The organism is Tropicimonas sp. IMCC34011 (assembly GCF_003390865.1).
Classification (GTDB): Bacteria; Pseudomonadota; Alphaproteobacteria; order Rhodobacterales; family Rhodobacteraceae; genus Tropicimonas_B.
In genome coordinates, this window is the sequence record NZ_QMEJ01000005.1 from 299,815 (window position 1) to 321,723 (window position 21,909).

At 67.2% G+C, this 21,909-nt stretch carries 26 protein-coding genes and 1 tRNA gene; 16 read left to right on the forward strand and 11 right to left on the reverse strand.

Annotation, left to right across the window (positions count from 1 at the left end; all coding sequences use genetic code 11):
* Positions 1-6: 6 nt before the first annotated feature.
* From DQG15_RS15715 to DQG15_RS15735, 5 genes are all read left to right on the forward strand, one after another.
* Complete coding sequence (locus tag DQG15_RS15715; RefSeq protein ID WP_116086873.1) at positions 7-897, forward strand: oxaloacetate decarboxylase; 891 nt, start codon at positions 7-9, stop codon at positions 895-897.
* Positions 887-2,275: an MmgE/PrpD family protein gene (locus tag DQG15_RS15720; protein ID WP_116086875.1), complete on the forward strand. Its 1,389-nt coding sequence runs from the start codon at positions 887-889 to the stop codon at positions 2,273-2,275. Before DQG15_RS15715 ends, DQG15_RS15720 begins: the two co-directional genes overlap by 11 nt.
* 172 nt (positions 2,276-2,447) lie before the next feature.
* Positions 2,448-3,545, forward strand: a complete 1,098-nt coding sequence (locus tag DQG15_RS15725; RefSeq protein WP_198665175.1) for a DUF475 domain-containing protein — start codon at positions 2,448-2,450, stop codon at positions 3,543-3,545.
* A 97-nt stretch (positions 3,546-3,642) separates the two neighbouring features.
* The gene (locus DQG15_RS15730) at positions 3,643-4,380 is read left to right on the forward strand and encodes a transporter substrate-binding domain-containing protein (RefSeq protein WP_116086879.1); all 738 of its coding nucleotides are present in this window, start codon (positions 3,643-3,645) and stop codon (positions 4,378-4,380) included.
* A 136-nt stretch (positions 4,381-4,516) separates the two neighbouring features.
* On the forward strand, positions 4,517-5,014 hold the full coding sequence (locus DQG15_RS15735; protein WP_116086881.1) for a GNAT family N-acetyltransferase: 498 nt from the start codon (positions 4,517-4,519) through the stop codon (positions 5,012-5,014).
* 35 nt (positions 5,015-5,049) lie between these two features.
* On the opposite strand, the gene DQG15_RS15740 is transcribed toward DQG15_RS15735, so the two are convergent.
* Complete coding sequence (locus tag DQG15_RS15740) at positions 5,050-6,141, reverse strand: hypothetical protein (RefSeq protein WP_157969023.1); 1,092 nt, start codon at positions 6,139-6,141, stop codon at positions 5,050-5,052.
* A 401-nt stretch (positions 6,142-6,542) separates the two neighbouring features.
* On the opposite strand from DQG15_RS15740, the gene DQG15_RS15745 reads away from it, so the two are divergent.
* Positions 6,543-7,559, forward strand: a complete 1,017-nt coding sequence (locus DQG15_RS15745; protein WP_116086885.1) for an NAD-dependent epimerase/dehydratase family protein — start codon at positions 6,543-6,545, stop codon at positions 7,557-7,559.
* Between the two features lie 112 nt (positions 7,560-7,671).
* Here DQG15_RS15745 and recO read toward each other — a convergent pair whose 3' ends face one another.
* The 9 genes from recO to DQG15_RS15790 form a co-directional block, all read right to left on the reverse strand.
* Positions 7,672-8,394, reverse strand: a complete 723-nt coding sequence (gene recO / locus DQG15_RS15750) for a DNA repair protein RecO (protein ID WP_198665182.1) — start codon at positions 8,392-8,394, stop codon at positions 7,672-7,674.
* Positions 8,395-8,424: 30 nt separating this feature from the next.
* The gene (locus DQG15_RS15755; protein ID WP_116086889.1) at positions 8,425-8,754 is read right to left on the reverse strand and encodes a DUF1491 family protein; all 330 of its coding nucleotides are present in this window, start codon (positions 8,752-8,754) and stop codon (positions 8,425-8,427) included.
* 129 nt (positions 8,755-8,883) lie between these two features.
* The gene (gene era / locus DQG15_RS15760) at positions 8,884-9,816 is read right to left on the reverse strand and encodes a GTPase Era (protein ID WP_116086891.1); all 933 of its coding nucleotides are present in this window, start codon (positions 9,814-9,816) and stop codon (positions 8,884-8,886) included.
* Positions 9,806-10,498, reverse strand: a complete 693-nt coding sequence (rnc, locus tag DQG15_RS15765; RefSeq protein ID WP_116086893.1) for a ribonuclease III — start codon at positions 10,496-10,498, stop codon at positions 9,806-9,808. The genes era and rnc overlap by 11 nt, the downstream gene beginning before the upstream one ends.
* Complete coding sequence (lepB, locus tag DQG15_RS15770; RefSeq protein ID WP_116086895.1) at positions 10,495-11,283, reverse strand: signal peptidase I; 789 nt, start codon at positions 11,281-11,283, stop codon at positions 10,495-10,497. Before lepB ends, rnc begins: the two co-directional genes overlap by 4 nt.
* A 124-nt stretch (positions 11,284-11,407) precedes the next feature.
* A complete protein-coding gene (acpS, locus tag DQG15_RS15775; RefSeq protein WP_116086897.1) occupies positions 11,408-11,812 on the reverse strand; it encodes a holo-ACP synthase in 405 nt (134 codons plus the stop codon).
* 312 nt (positions 11,813-12,124) lie between these two features.
* Entirely contained in the window at positions 12,125-12,595 is a 471-nt protein-coding gene (locus DQG15_RS15780; RefSeq protein ID WP_116086899.1) for a CAP domain-containing protein, read from the reverse strand.
* A 158-nt stretch (positions 12,596-12,753) separates the two neighbouring features.
* A complete protein-coding gene (locus DQG15_RS15785; protein WP_116086901.1) occupies positions 12,754-13,236 on the reverse strand; it encodes a CAP domain-containing protein in 483 nt (160 codons plus the stop codon).
* A gap of 77 nt (positions 13,237-13,313) precedes the next feature.
* Positions 13,314-14,066, reverse strand: coding sequence for a pyridoxine 5'-phosphate synthase (locus DQG15_RS15790; protein WP_116086903.1), 753 nt, complete (start codon positions 14,064-14,066; stop codon positions 13,314-13,316).
* A 193-nt stretch (positions 14,067-14,259) separates the two neighbouring features.
* Here DQG15_RS15790 and DQG15_RS15795 point away from each other — a divergent pair, with 193 nt between their 5' ends.
* The 3 genes from DQG15_RS15795 (at position 14,260) to DQG15_RS15805 (ending at position 17,073) form a co-directional block, all read left to right on the forward strand.
* Positions 14,260-14,847: a hypothetical protein gene (locus tag DQG15_RS15795; RefSeq protein ID WP_157969024.1), complete on the forward strand. Its 588-nt coding sequence runs from the start codon at positions 14,260-14,262 to the stop codon at positions 14,845-14,847.
* A 187-nt stretch (positions 14,848-15,034) separates the two neighbouring features.
* A complete protein-coding gene (gene tuf, locus DQG15_RS15800; RefSeq protein WP_116086907.1) occupies positions 15,035-16,210 on the forward strand; it encodes an elongation factor Tu in 1,176 nt (391 codons plus the stop codon).
* Positions 16,211-16,422: 212 nt separating this feature from the next.
* Positions 16,423-17,073: a CatB-related O-acetyltransferase gene (locus DQG15_RS15805; protein ID WP_116086909.1), complete on the forward strand. Its 651-nt coding sequence runs from the start codon at positions 16,423-16,425 to the stop codon at positions 17,071-17,073.
* 49 nt (positions 17,074-17,122) lie between these two features.
* Here DQG15_RS15805 and DQG15_RS15810 read toward each other — a convergent pair whose 3' ends face one another.
* A complete protein-coding gene (locus DQG15_RS15810) occupies positions 17,123-17,989 on the reverse strand; it encodes a hypothetical protein (protein ID WP_232830888.1) in 867 nt (288 codons plus the stop codon).
* A 97-nt stretch (positions 17,990-18,086) separates the two neighbouring features.
* Here DQG15_RS15810 and DQG15_RS15815 point away from each other — a divergent pair.
* The 7 genes from DQG15_RS15815 to rplL all read left to right on the forward strand — a co-directional run bounded on the left by DQG15_RS15815 (position 18,087) and on the right by rplL (position 21,655).
* A tRNA-Trp gene (locus DQG15_RS15815) sits at positions 18,087-18,162 on the forward strand.
* A 102-nt stretch (positions 18,163-18,264) separates the two neighbouring features.
* Positions 18,265-18,456, forward strand: a complete 192-nt coding sequence (gene secE, locus DQG15_RS15820; protein ID WP_116086913.1) for a preprotein translocase subunit SecE — start codon at positions 18,265-18,267, stop codon at positions 18,454-18,456.
* Between the two features lie 138 nt (positions 18,457-18,594).
* Positions 18,595-19,128, forward strand: a complete 534-nt coding sequence (nusG, locus tag DQG15_RS15825; RefSeq protein ID WP_116086915.1) for a transcription termination/antitermination protein NusG — start codon at positions 18,595-18,597, stop codon at positions 19,126-19,128.
* A gap of 106 nt (positions 19,129-19,234) precedes the next feature.
* A complete protein-coding gene (gene rplK, locus DQG15_RS15830; protein WP_116086917.1) occupies positions 19,235-19,687 on the forward strand; it encodes a 50S ribosomal protein L11 in 453 nt (150 codons plus the stop codon).
* A gap of 3 nt (positions 19,688-19,690) precedes the next feature.
* Positions 19,691-20,413: a 50S ribosomal protein L1 gene (rplA, locus tag DQG15_RS15835; RefSeq protein ID WP_116086919.1), complete on the forward strand. Its 723-nt coding sequence runs from the start codon at positions 19,691-19,693 to the stop codon at positions 20,411-20,413.
* A 271-nt stretch (positions 20,414-20,684) separates the two neighbouring features.
* Positions 20,685-21,203: a 50S ribosomal protein L10 gene (gene rplJ, locus DQG15_RS15840; protein WP_116086921.1), complete on the forward strand. Its 519-nt coding sequence runs from the start codon at positions 20,685-20,687 to the stop codon at positions 21,201-21,203.
* A 71-nt stretch (positions 21,204-21,274) separates the two neighbouring features.
* Complete coding sequence (gene rplL, locus DQG15_RS15845) at positions 21,275-21,655, forward strand: 50S ribosomal protein L7/L12 (protein ID WP_116086923.1); 381 nt, start codon at positions 21,275-21,277, stop codon at positions 21,653-21,655.
* Positions 21,656-21,909 lie beyond the last annotated feature (254 nt).

The window sequence follows — 21,909 nt, forward strand, 5'->3', positions numbered from 1 at the left end:
ACGACGATGAAACCGACGACGGTATTGCGGGACCTCCTCGCGCGGCGCGAGGCCGCGATCCTGCCCGGCGCTGCCAACGCCATGTTCGCCCGCGTGATCGAGCGGCAGGGCTTCGGCGCGATCTACGTCACCGGCGCGGGGATCGCCAACATGCATCTGGGCGCGCCCGATATCGGTCTGACCACGGTGACGGAGGTGGCGGATATCGTCGCGCGGATCGCCGACGCGACCGAAGCGCCGCTCCTGGTGGATGCCGATACCGGCTTCGGCAACGCGCTCAACACCGCGCGCACGGTCCGCCTTCTGGAGCGGGCCGGGGCGGCGGGACTGCAACTGGAAGACCAGGTCTTTCCCAAGCGCTGCGGGCACTTCGCCGGCAAGGAGGTGATCCCCGAGGCCGACATGGTCGCCAAGATCCGCGCTGCCGCCGATGCCCGGAAAGACGGGGATCTGCAGATCGTTGCGCGCACCGATGCCCGGGCGATCCACGGTCTGGACGCGGCCCTCGATCGCGCGCGCGCCTACATCGAGGCGGGAGCGGATGTCACCTTCGTCGAGGCGCCGACCTCGGAGGAGGAGATGGCCCGGATCGCCGCGGAGCTGCCCGTGCCCCAGATCGCGAACATCGTGCATGGCGGCAAGACGCCGGAGGTCGGGCGCGAACGGCTCGCTGAGATGGGATTCGGCGGTGTGCTCTATGCCAACGCAATCCTTCAGGCCTCCATCCGCGCGGCCTCCGAGGTGGCGAGGAGCCTTGCGGATCATGGCGATCTGTCCGGCGTGACGGGCCGGCTTGCAGGCTTCGAGGAGCGGCAGGACGTGGTGGACAAGGGCCGCTGGGACGCTCTCGATGCGCGCTACAAGTTGACGGGCGGGGAGAGCGACAATGACGCATGAAACCATCGCGGGCGGCTTAGCCCGGCGCATCGAGAACATCCGCTTCGAGGCACTTCCCGAGCTCGTTCGCACCCGCGCTGTGATCGGCATCGCCGACACGCTGGCCGTCGCGCTCGCGGGGGCATCGGAGGACTGCGTCCGCCTCCTGCGCGAGACGCCGGGGATCTGCGAGGCGGCAGGGCCGGCCTCCGTGATCGGCGCGGATGCGCGCGTCTCGATGCTGGATGCGGCCCTGGTGAACGGCACCGCGTCCCACGCGCTCGACTTCGACGATTTCTCCAGCGTGTTCGGCGGCCATCAATCCGCGCCCCTCGTCGCGCCGCTTCTTGCCTTGGCCGAGGCGAGATCCGCACGGGGCAGGGACGTCATCGCCGCCTACGCCGCGGGGGTGGAGACCGAGATCCGCCTCGCCCGCGCCGTCCACTGGCACCACTACGACAAGGGGTGGCATCCGACCGCGACCCTCGGCACCATCGGAGCGGCAGCCGCGTCGGCGCATCTTCTCGGTCTCACCGAGCCGCAGATCGCCACGGCCCTGTCCATCGCTGCATCCGATAGCGCCGGGCTCAAGGCCAACTTCGGGTCGATGACGAAGCCGCTCCATATAGGTCGCTCTTGCCGGGCGGGCCTTCTCGCCGCGCTTCTCGCCGAGCGGGGCTATACCGCCGGCGCGCGGGCGTTCGAGCACGACCAGGGCTTCTTCGAGGTGTTCAACGGCGCGGGCAATTACGACGCGGAGAAACTCTTCGAGGGCTGGGGCGCGCCCTGGGAGCTCGAGGATGACGGGCTGTCGCTCAAGCTCTGGCCCTGCTGCGGCAGCGCACATGCCGCCATCGGCGCGGGCCTCGACCTGCGGCAGGCTCACGGGATCGAGGCGGAGAAGATCGCCCGGATCGAGATCCTGCCCCATCCCCGCCGCCTCGCGCATACCGACACGCCCCGGCCGCAGACGCCACTCGAGGCGAAGTTCTCCGTCCAGTACTGCACCGCCCGCGCGCTGGCGGACGGGGACGTCACCCTGGCGCATTTCGATGCGGACGCCATTGCCGATCCCCGTATCGCCGCGCTTCTGGAGAAGACGTCAGCGCGCCCGCATCCGCAGATGGGCGACGGCCCGGAGGGGCAATGGTCGGCTGAGGTGATCGTGGAGATGGCGGATGGCGCCCGCCACGCGGCCCGGATCGACGACATCACGCGAGATCCCCGTGTGATGCCTGACCGTGCGGAGGGCGTGCGGACGAAGTTCATGGCCTGCGCGACGCGGGCTCTGCCGTCCGCCCGCGCCGAGGAGCTCTTCGAGCGGCTCTGCGCACTGGAGACCGAGAGCGACTTCGGGGGGCTGGGCGCGCTTCTTTCGGGAGCGCCGGCCGCGGCCTGAGCGGCGGACCGGCCCTCCGCGACCCTTGCCGCGGAGGGCTCCGCGCGTTACCTGTCATCCCGCGGGCCGCTCGGACGGACCCGCGCAGCGGCCGGGCCCCTCTGGCGGAAGTGGCGGTGCTTCCGTGATGTCGGCGCTGCCCCTTGTTCCAGCCGCCTGGACAGATCTTCACATGGACGACCGACAGACCCGCGCCGCCGGCGCGCCGGACGATGCCCGTTCGACTTCCATCTTTCACTATTTCAAGTGGGCTTTCGTGGTCACGGCCGTAGGCCTCGTCCTCGGGCTCTGGCTTGGATGGGAGAGCACGGGAACGCTGCCCGGCACCCTCTCGATCTTCTTCATCGTCGCGGTTCTGGCCGTCCTCGAGATCAGTCTCTCCTTCGACAATGCCATCGTGAACGCCAACAAGCTCAAGACGATGACGCCGAAGTGGCAACGCCGCTTCCTGACCTGGGGCATCCTGATCGCCGTCTTCGGCATGCGGGTGATCTTTCCGTTGCTGATCGTCGTGATCGCCGCCAATATCGGCCCGCTCGCCGCGCTGACGCTCGCCGCCACCGAGCCTGCCGCCTATGCCGAGATCATGCACGAGGCGCATATTCCCATCGCGGCCTTCGGCGGCACCTTCCTGATGATGGTCGGCCTCAGCTTCTTCTTCGACGAGGAGAAGGACGTGCACTGGTTCGGCTGGCTGGAATCGCGCCTGTCGCGCATCGCGGCGATCCGGAGCGTGGAGATCACCCTCGTCATCGCCCTCATGCTGATCTTTTCCCGCCTTCAGGGGGAGGGGATGCGCGACGTGTTCCTGGCCTCGGCGATCTGGGGGCTCGCGACATTCCTCGTCGTCGAACTCGTCGGTGCCGCGCTCGACGCCTCGCAGCAGACGGGCCGCGCCGCCGCATCGGGGGGCTTGGGCGCGTTCCTCTACCTCGAGGTGCTGGACGCCTCCTTCTCCTTTGACGGCGTGATCGGCGCCTTCGCGCTGTCGCAGAACCTCTTCGTCATCGCCATCGGCCTCGGCATCGGCGCGATGTATGTCCGCTCGATGACCATCATGCTGGTCGAGAAGGGCACGCTCAGCGAGTACCGCTACCTCGAGCACGGCGCCTTCTACGCGATCACCGCGTTGTCGGTGGTGATGTACGCCCAGTCGCTCGTCCATATCCCGGAGGTGATCACGGGCCTCGGCGGTGCCGTCCTGATCGGGGTGGCATGGTGGTCCTCCGTGCGGGTGCTGAAGCGGGAGGGGGCGGCTGCGCCCGCCTGATCGGGACGAGCGTCTCGACATCGGCGGCGGGATCGGGCCAGATCGGCGGAGTTGAGCGCGGCCTGTTTCCGCGCCACCGGACCGAGGGGAATGACCGATGAGCGACGCTTCGATGAACGACGAGGACCTGCGCCGGGCCTATGCCCCGACCGGGCGGCTGCGCGTGGCGCTGAACCACGGCAACGCGGTCCTCGTGTCCCGCGACGAGAGCGGCACGGCGCACGGCATCAGCGTCGATCTGGCCCGCGCGCTGGCGGACCGTCTGGGGCTTCAGGCGGTCTTCCTCGATCATGAGCGCGCCGTCGAGGTCTCGTCCACGGCAGAGGACGATCGCTGGGACGTCTGCTTCCTCGCCGTCGATCCCGACCGCGCGAAGACGATCCATTTCACGAACCCCTATATCCGTATCGAAGGCTGCTACCTCGCCGGCGCGGAAACGGAGGTCGCGGATTCGAAGGCGCTCATCGCCGAGGGCCTGAAGGTCGGAACCGTGAAGGGAAGTGCCTACACGCTGCACCTGAAGCGGCAGCAGGGGGCCGAGAACCTTGTCGAGTACGAGAACCTCGAAACGGCGCTCGCCGCGCTCGACGAGGGACAGGTCGCCGCCATCGCCGGCATCAGGGAGGCGATGGAGACGAAGAGCGAGACCCGCCCGGGCACCCGCGTGCTCCAGCCACCCTTCATGGAGATCCGGCAGGCCATGGGATTGCCGACGGGCCGCCCCGACGCCGCCGCTCACCTCGACGCCTTCATTGCCGAGATGGCGAGGGCGGGCCGCGTGGGTGAGATCCTCGAGCGCCACGGCGTTTCGAAAGACTGCGCGATCGTGCCCTGACGCGCCCGGCAACTGCGCAAGAGGCGCCACCTGCTTGTCGAAAAGCCGTGCTCCGAGCCCTTCGCCGCCGCCAGCGCCTTGCCCGGATCACCCGTTTCGTGGAAGTCGCAGAGCCAGTCCCAAGCGGGAGAGATCCATGGACGACGTGCGGATAGTAAGGCTCGGCGCAGCGGAGCTCCCTCTGTTCAAGGCGATCCGCCTGGAGTCCCTCCGGTGTTCTCCCTCGGCTTTCGCCAATACGGAAGCGGACTGGACGAAGCTTCCGGACGTGGAATGGCTCAACCGGATGAAGACCCCTGTCTATGCCGCGTTGAAAGGTGACGAGCCGGTGGGGATCATGGGACTGCTGGTCCAGACCGGTGAAAAGAGGGCGCATCGTGCCAAGCTTGTCATGGTCTACCTGCGCGAAAGCGAGCGCGGGGCCGGACTTGCGGACAGGCTGCTGAGCGCGGTGACAGATTGCGCTGTGGAGAATGGTGTTCGACAGCTCGAGTTGCACGCCAACGCTGACAATGTTGCGGCCATTCGCTTCTACGAGCGGCACGGCTTCGAGCAGGCGGGCCGGGTTCCTCGGGCGCTGATCGAGGGGGGCCGGGACGTCGACGAATTGTTCATGGTTCGAAGACTGTCGTAGCTGACCGGGCGGGGATCCGGTTCGGCCTCTTCGGATCAGGGCAGGCGGAGGGCCAGTTTCTCCGCCGTGGCCCGGTCGAAGTCGCCGATATGGCGGGCGTTCAGTCGGTCGTAGTCCTTCCAGTTCGTCGTGACGGCCCGGCAGTGCCAGTAGCCGGCATCCGGCACGGTCAGCCAGCGGGCGGGAAAGGGCATCTCCGGGCCATGCACCTCCCAGCCGCGGCGGGACAGGAAGGCTTCGGGCCGTGCGCACCACTTGGGCGGGCAGGCGGGATCGCCCTTGCGCAGGTGCGTGTGGTCCGCGTGACGCAGTGGCGGCGCCGCGCCATCGGGCGGCATCCGCCACCGACCCTCCACCATCGCCCAACCGGTGCGGGCCGCGGCGGCACGGTCGAAGATGCTCTCGCCCCCGGTCCAGACCAGCTCGTCGAGATCTGCGGACAGGACGGCGCGGGCGCGGGCGAGAAAGCGGATCCGGGCGAGGTTCAGCATCGCGGGTTGCAGGAACTTTGCCCCGCCTCCGCCGCGCCTGGCCCGAACCGGTCCGTAGGGCTGCGGTGCGAGCAGAACCGCTCCGGCCTTCAGTCCCGCGCCCTCCATCGTGTCGAGAATGGCCTCGGGGGGATAGTCGTCCGAGCCGTTGTCGATCACCAGCATCGCCTCCAGCCCCTGTTCGGCGATGTGAAACCTTGCCCAGTCCGAGATCCAGTCCAGACGGTTGTTGCGGGAGATGTGGACGGAGGCGTTGAGTCCCTCGAAGGCTTTTGTCTGAAGCGGACCGACGGTGCAGTCCGCCTGCCAACCGCCATGCGACACCGAAAGGCGCCGGCCGGTCTGCCCAAGCCGGGCAATATCGTAGCGACGGTGTCTCTGGATGCCCTTGAGGCGAACCGGGGTTCCGTCGAGCTCGAGGGTCTTCAGCAGGGGCGAGAGGTTGAGCAGCTTCGGGCAAATGAGCCATGTCTCGCGCCCGACCGTCAACGCATCGTACCAGAGCGTTTCCCGGTCATAGGCCTCGGCGAAGCCCTCCCCTTGAGCCGCCGGCGCTACGGCATCCCGGCGTGCAAGGCCGCTGCCGACGAGGGACAGGGCGTTCAGGCGATGGATGGAGAAGGCGGCACTGGTCATGCGGTCCCGCATAGACGAGGCGGCGCCCGGCCGGAAGGGAGAGAGGGCGGGACGTGGCCCGAGGGGGGGCTGCTGACTAGGGGGGAGGGCAGGGGCGGATCGTGATCGTCCGCGGCCGCCTGTGGATGGAAACGCAAAGTGCAGCCCGTCTTCCGTCCTGGAACGGAGGCTTCTCGCACCGCGTCCTAGGCGCAGACGCGGCGCGCAAGCGGAACCGCGGGCCGGTGGCCTTCCAATTGTGCAGCCCCCCCCAAACTTGCGCGACATTCGCCCGGGGCGCCGGCGATCCACCGCCGCGTCAGGCGACCGCTGCCGGTCAATCCCTTGCGCTCGCGCGGTGAAGGTCCACGTTTGGGAGAACGGGGCACAGGCCCCGGCCTGGATCCAAGGGGAGCCCCGACATGCCGAAAACGGTCCTTCTGACCGGAATAACCGGATTTATCGCCAAGCATGTCGCGAAGGAGCTGTTGATGGCCGGCCATACGGTGCGCGGCTCCCTGCGCAGTCCGAGCCGGGCGGAGGAGGTTCGCGCGGCGCTGCGTCCCGTGCTGGGCGATCCTGATGCCCTGGACAGGTTGTCCTTCGTCGAGCTCGATCTGACCCGCGATGAGGGCTGGGCTGCCGCGATGGAGGGGGTCGACGCGCTGATCCACACCGCATCCCCCTTCCCAATGAGCCAGCCGGGCGATCCGGAGGAGCTGATCCGCCCGGCGGTCGATGGCGCGATGCGGGCCCTGTCGGCGGCGCATGCGGCGGGCGTGGAACGGGTCGTGATGACCTCCTCCTCGGTCGCGATCATGTATTGCGGCAAGGATTCGGGCAGCACCCTGGGGGAGGGGGACTGGACCGATCCGGAGCACCCGTCCGCCAATGCCTACGCGCAGTCGAAAACGCTTGCGGAGCGCGCCGCCTGGGATTTCGTCGGCAAGACGCCGGGGATGAAGCTGACGACGGTCAATCCCGGTCTCGTCGCCGGCATCCCGCTCGACGACAATTACGGCACCTCCCTGCGCCTCGTGGAACGGTTCCTCAGCGGGAAGGATCCGATGGTCCCGGATGTCGGAATGCCCGTCGTGGACGTGGAGGATGTCGCGCGGCTCCATGTCCGGGCGCTGGACTATGACAGCTCCATCGGACACCGCCTGATCGCCTCGTCCCGCTGGCTGTCCCTCATCGACATCGCCCAGCATCTTGCCAGCCTCTTCCCCGAGCGCGGCATTCCGAAGCGCCGAGCGCCCAAACTTGCCCTGAGGATCGTGGGGCTTTTCGATCCCACCGTACGGCAGCTCGTGCCGACCGTGGGGTATCACTACAAAGTCGATACGAGTGCGGCGAACGCGGTGCTGGGGCGGGAGTTCGTACCCGCCAAGGCCGCCATCGAGAAAAGCGCACGCTATCTCACGGAGCGACCGGCCTAGGACCCTCCGGCGGCACTGATCGCCTGCGCCGCGGACGAACGCGGAGAGTTCGGAGTGGGCCTTATCCCTGCCCTACCCGGGCCCGGGCGGCGAGGTGGTGCTTCGGGGCGGACTAGAGGCGCGAGAGCGCCGCGATCAAGCGCGCGCGCGCCGGAGGGAGCGGGCGCTCGCCGAGGGACGGGCGGAGCCGGGTTTCGAGAAAATGACCGGTGGTCCTCAGGCCTTCCAGGATTTCTGACGTATCCCGCGGCGGCTCCCCCATCAGGGCAGGCGGCAGCGGAAGCAGACGGTCCGCCCATTCGCCCGCGCCCATGCGGCTTACGGCGCGGCCGGTGCGCGGGCTGACATAGGAGAGGTCGTTGGCATTGCCGCCGGCGGCGCAGGTCGAGAAATCGAGGCCGAAACCCATTTCCTCCAAGAGCGCCAGTTCCCATCGCAAGTAGGCGTAGGGCCAGCTGGGGGAGGTTCCGAGCAGATCCAGCACCGTGATGGTCTGGGCGTAGAACCTCGGATATGCGGCGCGCTCCGGCAGGGCGAAGGCCGCGAGCGCGGTCACCGCGCTCAGACCCGCCAGGGCCGCCCTGTCGGACATCACGGCGGCGGAACGACTCTTCACCGGCTCGACGGTAAAGTTGCCCATGTGATCCTCGAGCCGCGCGCGCCACGTCACCGAAAGCTGCGCGCCGGGCTGGAGGATCGGAGCCAGACGCCGGGAGCCACCGCCCCGGACGACGCCGACATGCCGGCCGCGGGAGGGGGTGAAGATCTCCGCGATGGCGTTGCCCTCGGCATGGCGCCGTATGCTCAGAAGCGCTCCGTCGTCCTGCCACTCGATCATGGAATCCGTCCGGTGAGGCGGCCGTCGTCAGTCTAGGCCGGGTTCGTCAAGCATATGCCGACCGGCGCGATCCTCCACCTCGATCACCCAGATATCGGGGTCGAACCGCCGCTGCGAGGAAAGGACGGCGTCCACGTCGGCCTCTGCCCCGTCCGCGATCACATCCCACGGTCGCCTATTGTCCATCGCCGTGATGCGCTGGAAGGCTCGGGCGGTGCCGTCGAGCGGGTTCAGCTTGACGAGGACGGCGCCCGCTGTCGGGTCCCCCCGTGCGACGATGAAGGCGGGGATGGCCTCGATCCGGAGACGCGTGAGATAGGCGTCCACCCAAACTCGCGTCGCGAGACGGGGGCTCATGCCGGGGCTCTGCGCGGACGGGAGGGATTGTACGAATTTTCTGCGAAAATTCGTTCCGATTCTTCGCCGAAGAATCGTTTATCGGAAGGGCTCTTCGGCAAGATTATCGCTAAACCGTTAAGAGATGCCTTATCCATCGCCGTCGCTGAAATCGAGGCCCATCTCGGAGTAGCGCTCACGTTCGTTCAGCCAGTCCGGCCGGACCTTCACCTGCAGGAAAAGGTGGACGCGGCGACCGAGGAACTCTTCCAGCTCCGTTCGTGCGGCCAGGCCCACGGCCTTCGTCGTCTCGCCCTTGTGACCAAGCACGATGCCCTTGTGACCGTCCCGCATGACGTAGATCACCTGGTCGAGACGGACTGAGCCATCCTTGCGCTCCTCCCATGTCTCGGTTTCCACCGTGAGCTGGTAGGGCAGTTCCTGGTGGAGGCGCAGGGTCAGCTTCTCCCGCGTGATCTCTGCCGCGATCATGCGCATCGGGAGGTCGGCGATCTGGTCCTCGGGGTAAAGCCAGGGGCTCTCCGGCACTTCGGCGGCCAGCCAGTCGCGCAGATCCTGCACGCCGTGCCCTTTCTCCGCAGAGATCAGGAATGTCCTGGCAAAGGGATAGGCGTCGTTCAGTTTCTGCGTCAGTGCGAGCAGCGTCTCGGCCTTCACCCGGTCGATCTTGTTGATGGCGAGAGCCACTGGGGCAGCGCCGCTCCGGTCGTTCAGGGACTCGATGATCGCACGGACGCCCTCCGTCAGTCCGCGATGCGCCTCGATCAGCAGGACCACCACGTCGGCATCCGCGGCGCCGGACCATGCCGCGGCGACCATCGCACGATCAAGCCTTCGACGGGGGCGGAAGAGGCCGGGCGTGTCGACGAAGACGATCTGGGAGGCGCCCTCCATCGCGATGCCGCGGATGCGGGCCCGGGTGGTCTGCACCTTGTGGGTGACGATGGAGACCTTGGCCCCCACCATGCGGTTCAATAGCGTGGACTTGCCCGCATTCGGCTCGCCGATCAGGGCGACGAAGCCCGCCCGCGTTCCGGTCGTGGCGGTCTGTTCATCGCTCATCTGTGGTCTCCAGATTGTTCAGCAGGGCCTCGGCAGCGGCGCGTTCGGCCTGCCGCTTGGATCCGCCCTTTGCCTCTGCCCGCGCGCCGTTGGCGAGCTCGGCCGCGATGGTGAAGGTGCGGGCGTGGTCGGGGCCTTCCTGATCGATCAGGGTATAGTTCGGCAAGGGCAGCCTGCGGGCCTGGGCCCATTCCTGCAGTGCGGTCTTGGGATCGCGCGCATCGGCCTCGACTGTCGACAACCGCGGCGCCCAGAGCCGCTCGACGACGGCGCGGGCGGCGTCGAAACCGGCATCGAGGTAGATCGCGCCGAGGACCGCCTCCATGCTGTCCCCAAGCGCCGAATCCCGGCGTTTGCCGCCCGTGATCCGCTCGCCCCGGCCGAGCCGCATCGCATCACCGAGGTCGAGGGACCGGGCGACGTCGGCGCAGGTCTCCTTGCGAACGAGCACGTTGTAGCGTGGCGCGAGGATGCCCTCACCGGCCTCCGCGAAGGTGCGGTAGAGCATGTCGGCGATGGAGAGGTTCAGGACGCGGTCTCCGAGGAATTCCAGCCGCTGGTTGGACGGCCTCTGATCGGTCGTCATCGAGGGATGCGTCACGGCAAGGACGAGCAGTTCGGGCTGGGCGAACTCATGCCCGAGCCGGCGCTCGAACGCCTTCAGCTCCGTCGAGAGCTTCATACGATCTCCTCGAAGAAGCGGTCGGCCCTCCACGTCCAGAAGAAGAAGAGCGAGCGCCCGGCAGCCGAGAAGATGACACGGTCCGCCCGGCCGATCAGGTTCTCGGCCGGCACCATGCCGACGCCGCGCGCGAGCTGGTCCACGCGGCTGTCGGTGGAGTTGTCCCGGTTGTCGCCCATGAAGAAGTAGTGGCCCTCGGGCACGGTATAGACGGGCGTGTTGTCGTTCGGACCCATGCCGATGTTGAGGATCGAATGGGAGACGCCGTTGGGCAGCGTTTCGATGAACTTTTCCTTGCTGCAGGTGCCGCCCTGACCGACGGGGCCGTTGGCGCAGCGCGGGGTCAGCCGCTGAGGGCCCTGCGGCGCCATCACCTCATCGAACGTTCCGTCCGGCTCGGTCTGCACCTCCTCGCCGTTGAGATAGAGGATGCCGTCCCGCATCTGGATCCGGTCGCCGGGAAGGCCGATCAGCCGCTTGATGAAGTCGGTCCCGTTCACCGGGTGACGGAAGACGACGACATCGCCGCGCTCGGGCTCGGAGGAGACCCAGCGCCCGTCGATGAAGGTGCAGAGCGAGAAGGGACAGGAATATTGCGAATACCCGTAGGCGAACTTGTTGACGAACAGGAAATCCCCGATCAGCAGGGTATCCTTCATCGAGCCCGAAGGAATCCAGAACGGCTGAAACAGCAGCGTTCTGAAGATACCCGCGATCAGCAGGGCATAGACGACCGTCTTGACGGTTTCCCACAGGCCGTCCTTGACCTCTGCCTTGCTCGTCATGACGCGTCGCCCCTGCCTTTGGAAATTGCGCCCCGGCACTGGCGGGGCTTCGCGTCTCTTGGTCCGCAGGGGCTGGGCTGTCAAGCGCGGCCCGGACGCACGCGAAAACGGCTGGCCGCGCGGGTCACCTTGGCCGCGGGCGCGCTTCGATGACGACGAAGGCCTGCGCCCAGGGGTGATCGTCGGTCAGGGTGACGTGAACGATCGCCTCGTGCCCCTCGGGTGTCATGCTGGCGAGGCGCTCGGCAGCCCAGCCGGTGAGATGCATGACAGGCTGTCCGGTGGACAGGTTGGACACGGACATGTCCTTCCAGGCGATCCCCATGCGAAGGCCGGTGCCGAGCGCCTTCGAGCAGGCCTCCTTGGCGGCCCAGCGTTTGGCATAGGTGCCCGCCGTGTCCCGCCGACGCTCCGCCTTGCGCTGTTCGGTCTCGGTGAAGACACGGTTGCGGAACCGGTCGCCGAAGCGCTCCAGCGTCGCCGCGATGCGGTCGATATTCGCAAGATCGGTGCCGATTCCCAAGATCATGGCCAGCGTCCTAGGGGCGCATCCGCTGGTCGTCCAGTGCGCCGCCGTCTTAGGGGTTTGGTCTCGCCGGCGCGGTTCTTTTCACGGGTGCCCGACCCGGTGGGGGAGGATCGCCGCGCAGAAAGGAGGTTCGAGGCCTCTCCTCGTCAGCTGGAGGTGGCGTATCGCGGTCGGCGAGGACACGGGGCCTCGTTTGCCGATGCGAAGGAACGGCGCCTGAAGCGCCGGGCGCAGCCTGCGGGCGCCGGTCCTTTTTCGTGCGACGGGATTGGCGTTGCCCGTCATACGGAGAAAAGAATGCGCCGCGGCTCGTCAGATGGGGCGGCCGAGCACCAGGACCCAGACGGGCATACCGTCCTCCGACACGGCGACGGCGACGCCGGCCTCCATCATGCGGTCGTCCAGCATGGCCCGCCGATGGGACCGGGAGCGCATCCATGCGGCGGCGACCTGTTCGGGCGTCTCGTAACTCCAGGCGAGGTTTTCGCCGGCAAGCGTATAGCGGTACCCCGTCTGCCGAACGCGGGAGGAGACGCCGGCGGCGCCCCGATGGATCGTCCTCCCGGTCCGGGCGACCCAGCAGGCCTGCTTCTGCGCAGCTTCGGCGAGGCGCGCGTCGTGGCTGAGCGGGCCGGCACCGACGCGGGATCGCAAGCCGTCGGTCAGATCCATCACCCGCGATGACAGCGCGTCTGCTTGGGAGGGAATGATGCAGGCGCCGACCTGTGTCGCTCCGAGGGAGAGGAAGATCGCGGCGCTGATGGCATTGAATACGCGAGGCATGGGAGAGTCCTTCGCAGTGGGGTTCTGTGTGTCCCACTCGAGGATGAGGCCGACCTCTTAAAAAAGAATGAGCGCAGCCGGGCGTTGACCTGAAGTCAACTTAAGATTGTGCTGGATCATGCCGAGGGGGTGGCAAGAACACGCCGCCTGAACTGGCGCTAGCGAGGGCGTGCCATCACAATGACCCAATATGGCCTTCCATTCGGCGCAACCGCGTAACCGAGCCCGTATTCATTCAGCTTTTGGTTGAGCAGGTTTCGGCGATGACCGGACGATCGCATCCAGGCTGTCAGCACCTCCCCAGTCGTGTCGTATCCCTGTGCGATGTTCTCGGCGGCGCCGGAATAGGCGTATCCGGCACTTTCTATGCGGTTCGTCATCCGCGAACGACCGGCGCCCCGATGGGAGAGGGTGTCCGTTCGCGCCATCCAGCAGGCATGTGACATCGCGGCGCGGGAGAGTCGCGGCTCGTGCCTGAGGGCGGGCAGGCCGGCGCTGGTGCGGATGGTCCGAAGCTCCGCGGTCATCGTCTCGGTCAGCGCGTCGAACCCGGCCGGATAGGTGCAGGCGGGTTGAGCATGGGCGACGGGGGAGAGCGTCAGGAGAAGCCCGACGAGGGCTGCGAGTGCGGCATGGCGCATGGGACGAAGATCTCCGGGGTTCCTGCCTCTTCGGGCCAGCCTAGTCGCCCCGGCGCCCTGCCGCTACCGCCGGGGGCTCATCCAGCGCGGGCGGCATCCATCCGGCGACGCATCTCGCCGATGGCCTCCTCGAGCCCGACGAAGATCGCCTCCCCGATCAGGAAGTGCCCGATGTTGAGCTCCCGGATCTCGGGCAGCGCCGCGACGGGGGCGACCGTGTCGTAGGCGAGACCGTGACCTGCATGGACCTCGAGGCCGAGGCTGTGGGCGAGGGCAGCCATGTCTGTGATCCGAGCCAGCTCGGCATCGCGATCCTCGAAGCGACCCAGGGCGTGGGCATCGCAATACGCGCCGGTATGCAGCTCCACCACCTGCGCGCCGATCCGCGCGGCCGCCTCGATCTGCCGGCGGTCGGCCGCGATGAAGATCGACACGCGGGAGCCGGCCTCACGCAAGGGGGCGATGAAATGGGCGAGGCGGTTTTCGTCCTGCGCCACTTCGAGCCCGCCCTCGGTCGTGCGTTCCTCCCGCTTCTCCGGCACGATGCAGACGGCGTGGGGTCTGTGGCGAAGCGCGATGGCCTGCATCTCGTCCGTCGCGGCCATCTCGAGGTTGAGCGGAACACTCAGCGCCGTCATCAGCGCATCGATGTCGGCATCCGCAATGTGCCGCCGGTCCTCCCGCAGGTGCGCCGTGATCCCGTCCGCCCCGGCTGCCTCGGCGAGTTTCGCGGCGCGGACAGGGTCGGGAACGCCGCCGCCGCGCGCGTTCCGCACCGTGGCGACGTGATCGATGTTGACCCCGAGCCTCAGATCGTCGGTCGCCGCCATGATGTATCCTTCCGTCTGCCGAGCCGCATGCCTGCCGCGTTCCTAGACGAGCGGGCGGGAGGCGAAAAGGGATCACATCGGCGTCCGGCTCGCCCCGCACAATTGCGCGGACGTGGGGGAGACGCTATGCCCCCTTGGCCTGAATGACCAAGCGGGAGCTTCGCCAGACGCCATGCGCCAGACGTTTTCGACCATGATACGCCCGCTCACCCGGGGCCTTCTCGCCGGCGTGTTCGTCGCCGGCCTTGCTGCCTGTTCGCCCACCAAGGACCTGAACGAGCCGCTCGAGCCTCTCGGGGACTTCGCCGTTGGCTACACCATCGTCGTGGCCGACAATGCGCAGAAGGTCGGCCCCTCGCGCACCGCGACGCCGGAGGAATGGGAAGCCTCGCTCAAGAGCGCGCTCGACCAGCGCTTCAAACGGTTCGAGGGCGACAAGCTTTATCACGTCGCGGCCAGTATCGACGGCTACGCGCTCGCGGTGCCCGGCATCCCGATCGTGCTGTCGCCGAAATCGGCGCTGGTCGTCTCGGTCAGCGTCTGGGATGATGCCGCGCAGGCCAAGCTCAACGCCGAGCCCAAGCAGATCGTCGCGCTGGAGCGCCTGTCGGGGGAAACCGTCGTCGGCTCGGGTCTCACGCAGTCGAAGGAAGAGCAGATGCGCAACCTGTCGCAGAACGCCGCGCGCCTGATCGAGCGGTGGATGCGGGAGAACGGGCAATGGTTCGGCGCCGAGCCGATCGCGCCCCTGACCACCGGAGCGGACAGCGCGGACGACTGACGTCTCCAAGGGAGGCGGGGCGGCCGGGCTCCGGCGGGACCTGGCCGGACCATCCTTCTTCGCGCGCCCCTGCGCGCGCGGGATCCGTCGAACGCGCTTGATTTCCCCGTCCGGAGACTTTAACCCGCCTGCGGACCTGAACCCGGTGGGGCGTTGCCGCCCGCGATAATTGAGAAGGCGCCTTTGGATGGCTAAGCAGAAGTTCGAACGCAACAAGCCGCACGTGAACATTGGCACGATCGGTCACGTGGACCACGGCAAGACGACGCTGACGGCGGCGATCACGAAGTATTTCGGGGACTTCCGCGCGTACGACCAGATCGACGGCGCGCCGGAGGAGAAGGCGCGCGGGATCACGATCTCGACGGCGCACGTGGAATACGAGACGGACGCGCGTCACTACGCGCACGTCGACTGCCCCGGCCACGCCGACTACGTGAAGAACATGATCACGGGCGCGGCGCAGATGGACGGCGCGATCCTGGTTGTGAACGCGGCCGACGGCCCGATGCCGCAGACGCGCGAGCACATCCTTCTGGCCCGCCAGGTCGGCGTTCCCGGCCTCGTGGTGTTCATGAACAAGGTCGACCAGGTGGACGACGAGGAGCTCCTCGAGCTCGTCGAGATGGAAGTTCGCGAGCTTCTGTCCTCCTACGACTTCCCGGGCGACGATATCCCGATCATCTCGGGCTCCGCGCTTGCCGCCATGAACGGCGACAACCCGGAAATCGGCGAGAACAAGGTGCGCGAGCTGATGGCCGCCGTGGATGACTACATCCCGACGCCCGAGCGTCCCGTGGACCAGCCGTTCCTGATGCCGATCGAGGACGTGTTCTCGATCTCCGGCCGCGGTACGGTCGTGACGGGCCGCGTCGAGCGTGGCGTGATCAACGTGGGCGATTCCATCGAGATCGTCGGCATCCGCGACACCAAGACGACGACCTGCACGGGCGTCGAGATGTTCCGCAAGCTGCTGGATCGCGGCGAGGCTGGCGACAACATCGGCGCGCTGCTGCGCGGCATCGACCGTGAAGGCGTCGAGCGCGGGCAGGTCCTGTGCAAGCCCGGCTCGGTGAAGCCGCACAAGAAGTTCGAGGCCGAGGCGTACATCCTGACCAAGGAAGAGGGTGGCCGTCACACGCCGTTCTTCGCCAACTACCGCCCGCAGTTCTACTTCCGCACGACGGACGTGACCGGGACGGTGACGCTGGCCGAAGGCACGGAGATGGTGATGCCCGGGGACAACGTGTCCTTCGAGGTCGAACTGATCGCGCCGATCGCCATGGAAGAGAAGCTCCGCTTCGCCATCCGTGAAGGCGGCCGCACCGTCGGCGCCGGCGTCGTCTCCAAGATCATCGAGTGATCCAGAGGCGAGGGGCTTCGGCTCCTTGACGAAATTCGGCGGCCGTCCCCTCGGGGGCGGCCGTTTTCCTTTGGCGGGGTTGCCTTTGCGCGGTCGGAAGCGCAAGTGTGGGACCCGCAAGCGATGGAGGGTGACATGGAGTACCGCGCGATCTGATCCGCCCCGGCCCTGAAGATGGGCCGCCTTTTCAGACCATCGCACGGAGTCCGTCCATGCCGACCCTTTCCGATCCGCGGGCCATGTACCCGCTGACCCTCGCCGGCGCGCCGCACGAGGGGCTCGTTCACCTCGCCGCCGCCATCGACCATCCCAATATCGAGGTAGGCGATCATGCCTACGCCTCGAGCTTCGATCCGCCGAAGGACTGGGCCGCGCGACTGGCGCCCTACCTCTATCCCGGCGCGCCGGAGCGTCTCAGGATCGGCCGGTTCGCCCAGATCGGCCACGGGGCGACCTTCGTCACCGCCTCCGCCAATCATCCGATGGCCGGTCCCAGCACCTATCCCTTCGCGATCTTCGCGCCGGAAACGATGGCGGCCTTCAAGGCGGAGCTCGAGGCCCTGCCGGATACCGAGATCGGCCCCGATTGCTGGATCGGGCACAACGCCCTGATCCTGCCGGGCGTCACGCTCGGGGCCGGCGTGATCGTCGGGGCAGGGGCCGTCGTCGCGAAGGATGTCCCGCCCTATGCGATCGTCGCCGGCAATCCCGCCCGCGTGATCCGGATGCGGTATTCGCCAGAGGAAGTGTCGCTCCTGATGAAAATCGCGTGGTGGGACCGATCGTCGGAAGAGATCGCGGAGCTCATCCCTCACCTCGCGTCGGGGGATGTCGCGGGGCTGGCCTGCGCGGTCGGTTTGTAAGGAGAACGGGGGCGGGGCGAGAATGAGGCGCCCCGCCCGGGCGCGCCTCCTACCCCGGCCGCCTGAACTGGAAGGCGCGGCGCTTGCCGGGGTTGGCGCGTAGTCCGTCGATGGTCTCCTGAAGGCGATCGGCCAGCCCCCATTCCCTGAAGCGCTCCCGGGCCGCCTCCAGATCCGACAGGAGCGCTTCGTCGCTTGCGTCTGCGGTGCGCCCCGCTTCGAGGATGTCGCTCGTCACTGGCGCCGTGCAGAGGAAGACGAGTGTGTCCCGCGGGGCGTGGGCGATCGGGCGGAAGCAGCCGGCCATGCGCTCCATCTGCGCCGGGACCCAGGGCTGGGACCAGTGCAGGTAATCCTGCTGGACGAGTAGGGAGCGGCCCGGGACGAGATGCGGCATGAACGCGGCGGACATCGCATCCATCGTCCCCGCCGCCTTGCTGGCATCCATGACGAGCATCTCGATGGGTCCGCCATCCCACGTCATCCCGTCGATCTCCCCGCGATGATAGGTGATGGCGGGGGCCCAGGGCGCGAGCAGCGACTGCGCGAGCGGCAGGATGTCCTCTCCGTCGAAAGGCTCGACGCCCTGCTTGTAGAGGATGGAGGATTTCACCTTCTCATCCGCGGTGAAGCGGTCGAAGGCGTGGATCCCGCTCCCCAGCCCCGCGGCGCGGTGGCCCTCGGCAAGGCGGGCGGTGGAGCCCCCGGCGAAGCATCCAAGATCCACGATCTCCCCCGCTCCCTCGCACCAGAAGGCGGCAAGCCAGTAGTAGAGCTTCTGTTCCGCCTCTGAGAGCATGGTGGGCACGGCCCGCGCATCTCCCAGTGCCCGGCGTCCAAGTCCCTCCCAGGGGGCCTTCGCGAAGGCGGCCAGCAGCCGGTCCTCGTCATCTGTGGGGGGTAACGTAGCGTCCATGAGCAAGGGGGTAGCAGGGACCCGTGGAGCGCACCAGAGAATGCGACGAAAGCTGCTTGATTTCACCCGGTGGGTGCCGTAGGCCCACAGCCGGCCTAGGGGTATAGCTCAGTTGGTAGAGCATCGGTCTCCAAAACCGAGGGTCGTGGGTTCGAGTCCCTCTGCCCCTGCCAGTTTGCCGCGCACGCGCCGCGGCGCCGCGGGTTGAATTTCGCGGAGCAGGTCCGTACCTGCGGCACGACGCTCAATCTGCGCACACGGAGAGAAGACGGTCCATGGCCAATCCGCTGCAGTTCATCCAGCAGACCCGCAACGAGGTCGCCAAGGTCGTCTGGCCGACGCGGCGCGAAGTCGTGCTGACCACCATCATGGTCCTCATCATGGCCACCCTAGCGGCGATCTTCTTCTTCTTCGTCGACATGGGGATCCGCACCGGACTGACGGCGATTCTCTCCATTTTCGGCTGACATCTTTCGCGGGGGCCTTGAACCGGCCGCCGCATGGCGCTAGGGACCGCGAACCTCATTCGGCGGCTGGCGTGCATCGATTCGCGGAGCACGCCGCTTTGCGTTTGAGGAACTTGGTTAGGAAGACAGGGCAGGGTCATGGCGAAGCGGTGGTATTCGGTCAGCGTCCTCTCGAATTTCGAGAAGAAGATCGCCGAGCAGATCCGGACCGACGTGGCGACGGCCGGTCTCGAGGACGAGATCGACGAGGTGCTCGTTCCGACCGAAGAAGTGATCGAGGTGCGGCGCGGCAAGAAGGTGACCGCCGAGCGGCGCTTCATGCCCGGCTACGTGCTCGTTCACATGGAGATGACCGACCGCGGGTATCACCTGATCAGCTCGATCAACCGCGTGACGGGCTTCCTCGGGGCGCAGGGCAAGCCGATGCCGATGCGCGACGCCGAAGTGAACCAGATCCTGAACCGCGTCGAAGAGGGCGAGCAGCAACCGCGCTCCCTCATCAGCTACCAGATCGGCGAGCAGGTCAGCGTCACCGACGGGCCGTTCGAAGGCTTCGCCGGCAATGTCGAGGATGTGGACGACGACAACCAGCGCCTGAAGGTGATGGTGTCGATCTTCGGCCGCGCGACGCCGGTCGAACTGGAATTCACGCAGGTCGCGAAAGCGTCCTGACGTCGAGAGCCGTGGGAGGCGGAGCGGGCGCGCCCGCGAGGCCGGACCACGACAACGAAGAACGGGGTGCGGCGCGCCGTTGCCCCGGTTGGTAAGGAGAAATGGCATGGCCAAGAAACTGGCTGGCACCATGAAGCTGCAGATCCCCGCCGGCAAGGCGAACCCGTCGCCCCCCGTGGGCCCGGCGCTCGGTCAGCGCGGCATCAACATCATGGAATTCTGCAAGGCGTTCAACGCCAAGACGCAGGAGATGGAGCCCGGTTCGCCGTGCCCCACCGTGATCACCTATTACCAGGACAAGTCCTTCACGATGGACATCAAGACGCCCCCGGCGTCGTTCTATCTGAAGAAGGCCGCCGGCCTGAAGCCGCAGGGCAAGCGCAACCGTCCGCGCGGCGCCGAAAATCCGGGCCGCGAGACCGTCGCGACCGTGACCACCGCGCAGGTGCGCGAGATCGCGGAAGCCAAGATGCGCGACCTGAGTGCGACCGATGTCGAGCAGGCGATGAAGATCATCCTCGGCTCCGCGCGGTCGATGGGTATCGAGGTGAAAGGGTAAGTCATGGCAAAGATCGGTAAACGCACCCGCGCTGCCCGTGAGGCCGTGGCAGGCAAGGAGAACATCGCGGTCGAGGAAGCGATTTCCATCGTGAAATCCAATGCCAGCGCGAAGTTCGACGAGACCATCGAGATCGCCGTCAACCTCGGCGTCGACCCCCGTCACGCCGACCAGATGGTTCGCGGCAAGGTCTCCCTCCCGAACGGGACCGGCAAGGAAGTCCGCGTCGCGGTCTTCGCCCGTGGCGACAAGGCCGAGCAGGCCACCGCCGCCGGTGCCGACATCGTCGGCGCAGAGGACCTGATGGAGAGCATCCAGGCTGGCAAGATCGACTTCGATCGCTGCATCGCCACGCCGGACATGATGCCCATCGTCGGTCGCCTCGGCAAGATTCTCGGCCCGCGCAACCTGATGCCGAACCCCAAGGTCGGAACGGTGACGCCGGACGTCGCCGCGGCCGTGGAAGCGGCCAAGGGCGGTGAGGTCCAGTTCAAGGTGGAGAAGGCCGGCGTCGTCCATGCCGGCATCGGCAAGGCGTCCTTCGACGAGGCCAAGCTGATCGAGAACGTGCGCGCCTTCGTGGATGCCGTCGCCAAGGCGAAGCCCGCCGGTGCGAAGGGCTCCTACATGCAGCGCGTGTCGCTGAGCTCCACGATGGGGCCGGGCGTGTCGGTCGATATCTCCTCCGCCCTCGCGGCGCCGGAGCAGGCCACGGCCGCCGAATGAGATTTCGCGCTCCCGTCCTACGGGGCGGGGCGCGAATGGCGGGGCCCTTTTCGAAGGGCTTCGTCCTGTCCGAGACGGAGGGTGGGGCCGAAAGGTCCGGTAATTCCTTCCCGAGATGGGGAAACCGAGACGAGATTTCCGTGTGGGCTCTTGCCCCTCGGGCGATCTGGGATCGGGACCCTGTGCGGACCCGAACGGTTCCTGAGCCCGCAAGGGCGAAGGGATCAAATTGAGCCGGGGGGCGAAAGCCCCTCACACTTGGAGTAAAACTGTGGATAGAGCCCAGAAAGAGAAAGTGGTCGAGGAACTCGGCCAGATCTTCGAAAGCTCTGGCGTCGTGGTGGTTTCCCACTACGAAGGTCTCACGGTCGCCGAGATGCAGGACCTCCGGGCGCGTGCGCGCGACGCCGGCGGCTCCGTGCGCGTTGCCAAGAACAGGCTTGCCAAGATCGCCCTCGAGGGGACGCCCGCTGCTTCCATTGCGGACTACCTGACGGGCATGACCGTGCTCACCTATTCCGAAGACCCCGTGGCAGCTGCCAAGGTGGTCGAGGACTTCGCCAAGACGAACAAGAAGTTCGAAATCATTGGCGGTGCAATGGGTGGGTCGGCCCTCGACCGGGCCGGTGTCGAAGCCGTGTCGAAACTGCCGTCGCGCGAGGAGCTCATCGCTTCCATCGCCGGCTGCATCGGCGCACCCGCTTCGAACATCGCCGGTGCGATTGGCGCGCCCGCTTCGAACATCGCGAGCATTCTCAGCACCATCGAGGAGCGCGGCGAGGCCGCGTGAGACGACGCGAGACCGGCGCGGGGTTGATCCTCGCAACGCCGGGACACATCTAAGCAAACGGAAAAGTAATCATGGCTGATCTGAAAAAACTCGCCGAAGAGATCGTGGGTCTCACCCTTCTCGAGGCGCAAGAGCTGAAAACCATCCTCAAGGACGAGTACGGCATCGAGCCCGCCGCTGGCGGCGCGGTGATGATGGCCGGTCCGGCCGGCGATGCCGGCGGCGCTGCCGAAGAAGAGAAGACCGAGTTCGACGTGATCCTGAAGGCCGCTGGCGCTCAGAAGATCAACGTCATCAAGGAAGTCCGCGGCATCACGGGCCTCGGCCTGAAAGAAGCCAAGGAGCTCGTCGAAGCTGGCGGCAAGGCCGTCAAGGAAGGCGTCTCCAAGGACGAAGCCGAAGAGATCAAGACCAAGCTGGAAGCTGCCGGCGCCGAGGTCGAGGTCAAGTAATCACGCGCCGGGGCGGTGTTCCGCCCCAGGTGACGTGCGAGACGACGGCCGGGCCGGGGAGTTATCCCGGGCCCGGCCTGAGCCCTTCTCGGACAGGGCCCGCGCCGCGTCGTGCGGTCGGACCCTGTCCAAGGCGAGGCTCCCCGAAGGGGTTCGGGCGCGGCCGGTGGGACGGCCGCAGGAATGGAACCCCGCCGCCTTCATTCGTGAGCGGCGCTCGCGTCCGGCCCCGGGACGCTGGCGATCCGCGACAG

Excerpts from the sequence above, each read along its gene's own strand:
- DQG15_RS15780 (WP_116086899.1), bottom strand. The coding sequence starts at position 12,595 with ATGCCTCGCGTATTCAATGCCATCAGCGCCGCGATCTTCCTCTCCCTC.
- secE (WP_116086913.1), top strand. The coding sequence starts at position 18,265 with ATGGCCAATCCGCTGCAGTTCATCCAGCAGACCCGCAACGAGGTCGCC.
- DQG15_RS15735 (WP_116086881.1), top strand. The coding sequence starts at position 4,517 with ATGGACGACGTGCGGATAGTAAGGCTCGGCGCAGCGGAGCTCCCTCTG.
- lepB (WP_116086895.1), bottom strand. The coding sequence starts at position 11,283 with ATGACGAGCAAGGCAGAGGTCAAGGACGGCCTGTGGGAAACCGTCAAG.
- DQG15_RS15795 (WP_157969024.1), top strand. The coding sequence starts at position 14,260 with ATGATACGCCCGCTCACCCGGGGCCTTCTCGCCGGCGTGTTCGTCGCC.
- DQG15_RS15730 (WP_116086879.1), top strand. The coding sequence starts at position 3,643 with ATGAGCGACGCTTCGATGAACGACGAGGACCTGCGCCGGGCCTATGCC.
- DQG15_RS15785 (WP_116086901.1), bottom strand. The coding sequence starts at position 13,236 with ATGCGCCATGCCGCACTCGCAGCCCTCGTCGGGCTTCTCCTGACGCTC.
- rnc (WP_116086893.1), bottom strand. The coding sequence starts at position 10,498 with ATGAAGCTCTCGACGGAGCTGAAGGCGTTCGAGCGCCGGCTCGGGCAT.
- DQG15_RS15755 (WP_116086889.1), bottom strand. The coding sequence starts at position 8,754 with ATGAGCCCCCGTCTCGCGACGCGAGTTTGGGTGGACGCCTATCTCACG.
- DQG15_RS15790 (WP_116086903.1), bottom strand. The coding sequence starts at position 14,066 with ATGGCGGCGACCGACGATCTGAGGCTCGGGGTCAACATCGATCACGTC.
- DQG15_RS15810 (WP_232830888.1), bottom strand. The coding sequence starts at position 17,989 with ATGGACGCTACGTTACCCCCCACAGATGACGAGGACCGGCTGCTGGCC.
- rplA (WP_116086919.1), top strand. The coding sequence starts at position 19,691 with ATGGCAAAGATCGGTAAACGCACCCGCGCTGCCCGTGAGGCCGTGGCA.
- DQG15_RS15725 (WP_198665175.1), top strand. The coding sequence starts at position 2,448 with ATGGACGACCGACAGACCCGCGCCGCCGGCGCGCCGGACGATGCCCGT.
- DQG15_RS15805 (WP_116086909.1), top strand. The coding sequence starts at position 16,423 with ATGCCGACCCTTTCCGATCCGCGGGCCATGTACCCGCTGACCCTCGCC.
- acpS (WP_116086897.1), bottom strand. The coding sequence starts at position 11,812 with ATGATCTTGGGAATCGGCACCGATCTTGCGAATATCGACCGCATCGCG.
- rplK (WP_116086917.1), top strand. The coding sequence starts at position 19,235 with ATGGCCAAGAAACTGGCTGGCACCATGAAGCTGCAGATCCCCGCCGGC.
- DQG15_RS15740 (WP_157969023.1), bottom strand. The coding sequence starts at position 6,141 with ATGACCAGTGCCGCCTTCTCCATCCATCGCCTGAACGCCCTGTCCCTC.
- rplL (WP_116086923.1), top strand. The coding sequence starts at position 21,275 with ATGGCTGATCTGAAAAAACTCGCCGAAGAGATCGTGGGTCTCACCCTT.
- DQG15_RS15745 (WP_116086885.1), top strand. The coding sequence starts at position 6,543 with ATGCCGAAAACGGTCCTTCTGACCGGAATAACCGGATTTATCGCCAAG.
- tuf (WP_116086907.1), top strand. The coding sequence starts at position 15,035 with ATGGCTAAGCAGAAGTTCGAACGCAACAAGCCGCACGTGAACATTGGC.
- era (WP_116086891.1), bottom strand. The coding sequence starts at position 9,816 with ATGAGCGATGAACAGACCGCCACGACCGGAACGCGGGCGGGCTTCGTC.
- nusG (WP_116086915.1), top strand. The coding sequence starts at position 18,595 with ATGGCGAAGCGGTGGTATTCGGTCAGCGTCCTCTCGAATTTCGAGAAG.
- DQG15_RS15715 (WP_116086873.1), top strand. The coding sequence starts at position 7 with ATGAAACCGACGACGGTATTGCGGGACCTCCTCGCGCGGCGCGAGGCC.
- DQG15_RS15720 (WP_116086875.1), top strand. The coding sequence starts at position 887 with ATGACGCATGAAACCATCGCGGGCGGCTTAGCCCGGCGCATCGAGAAC.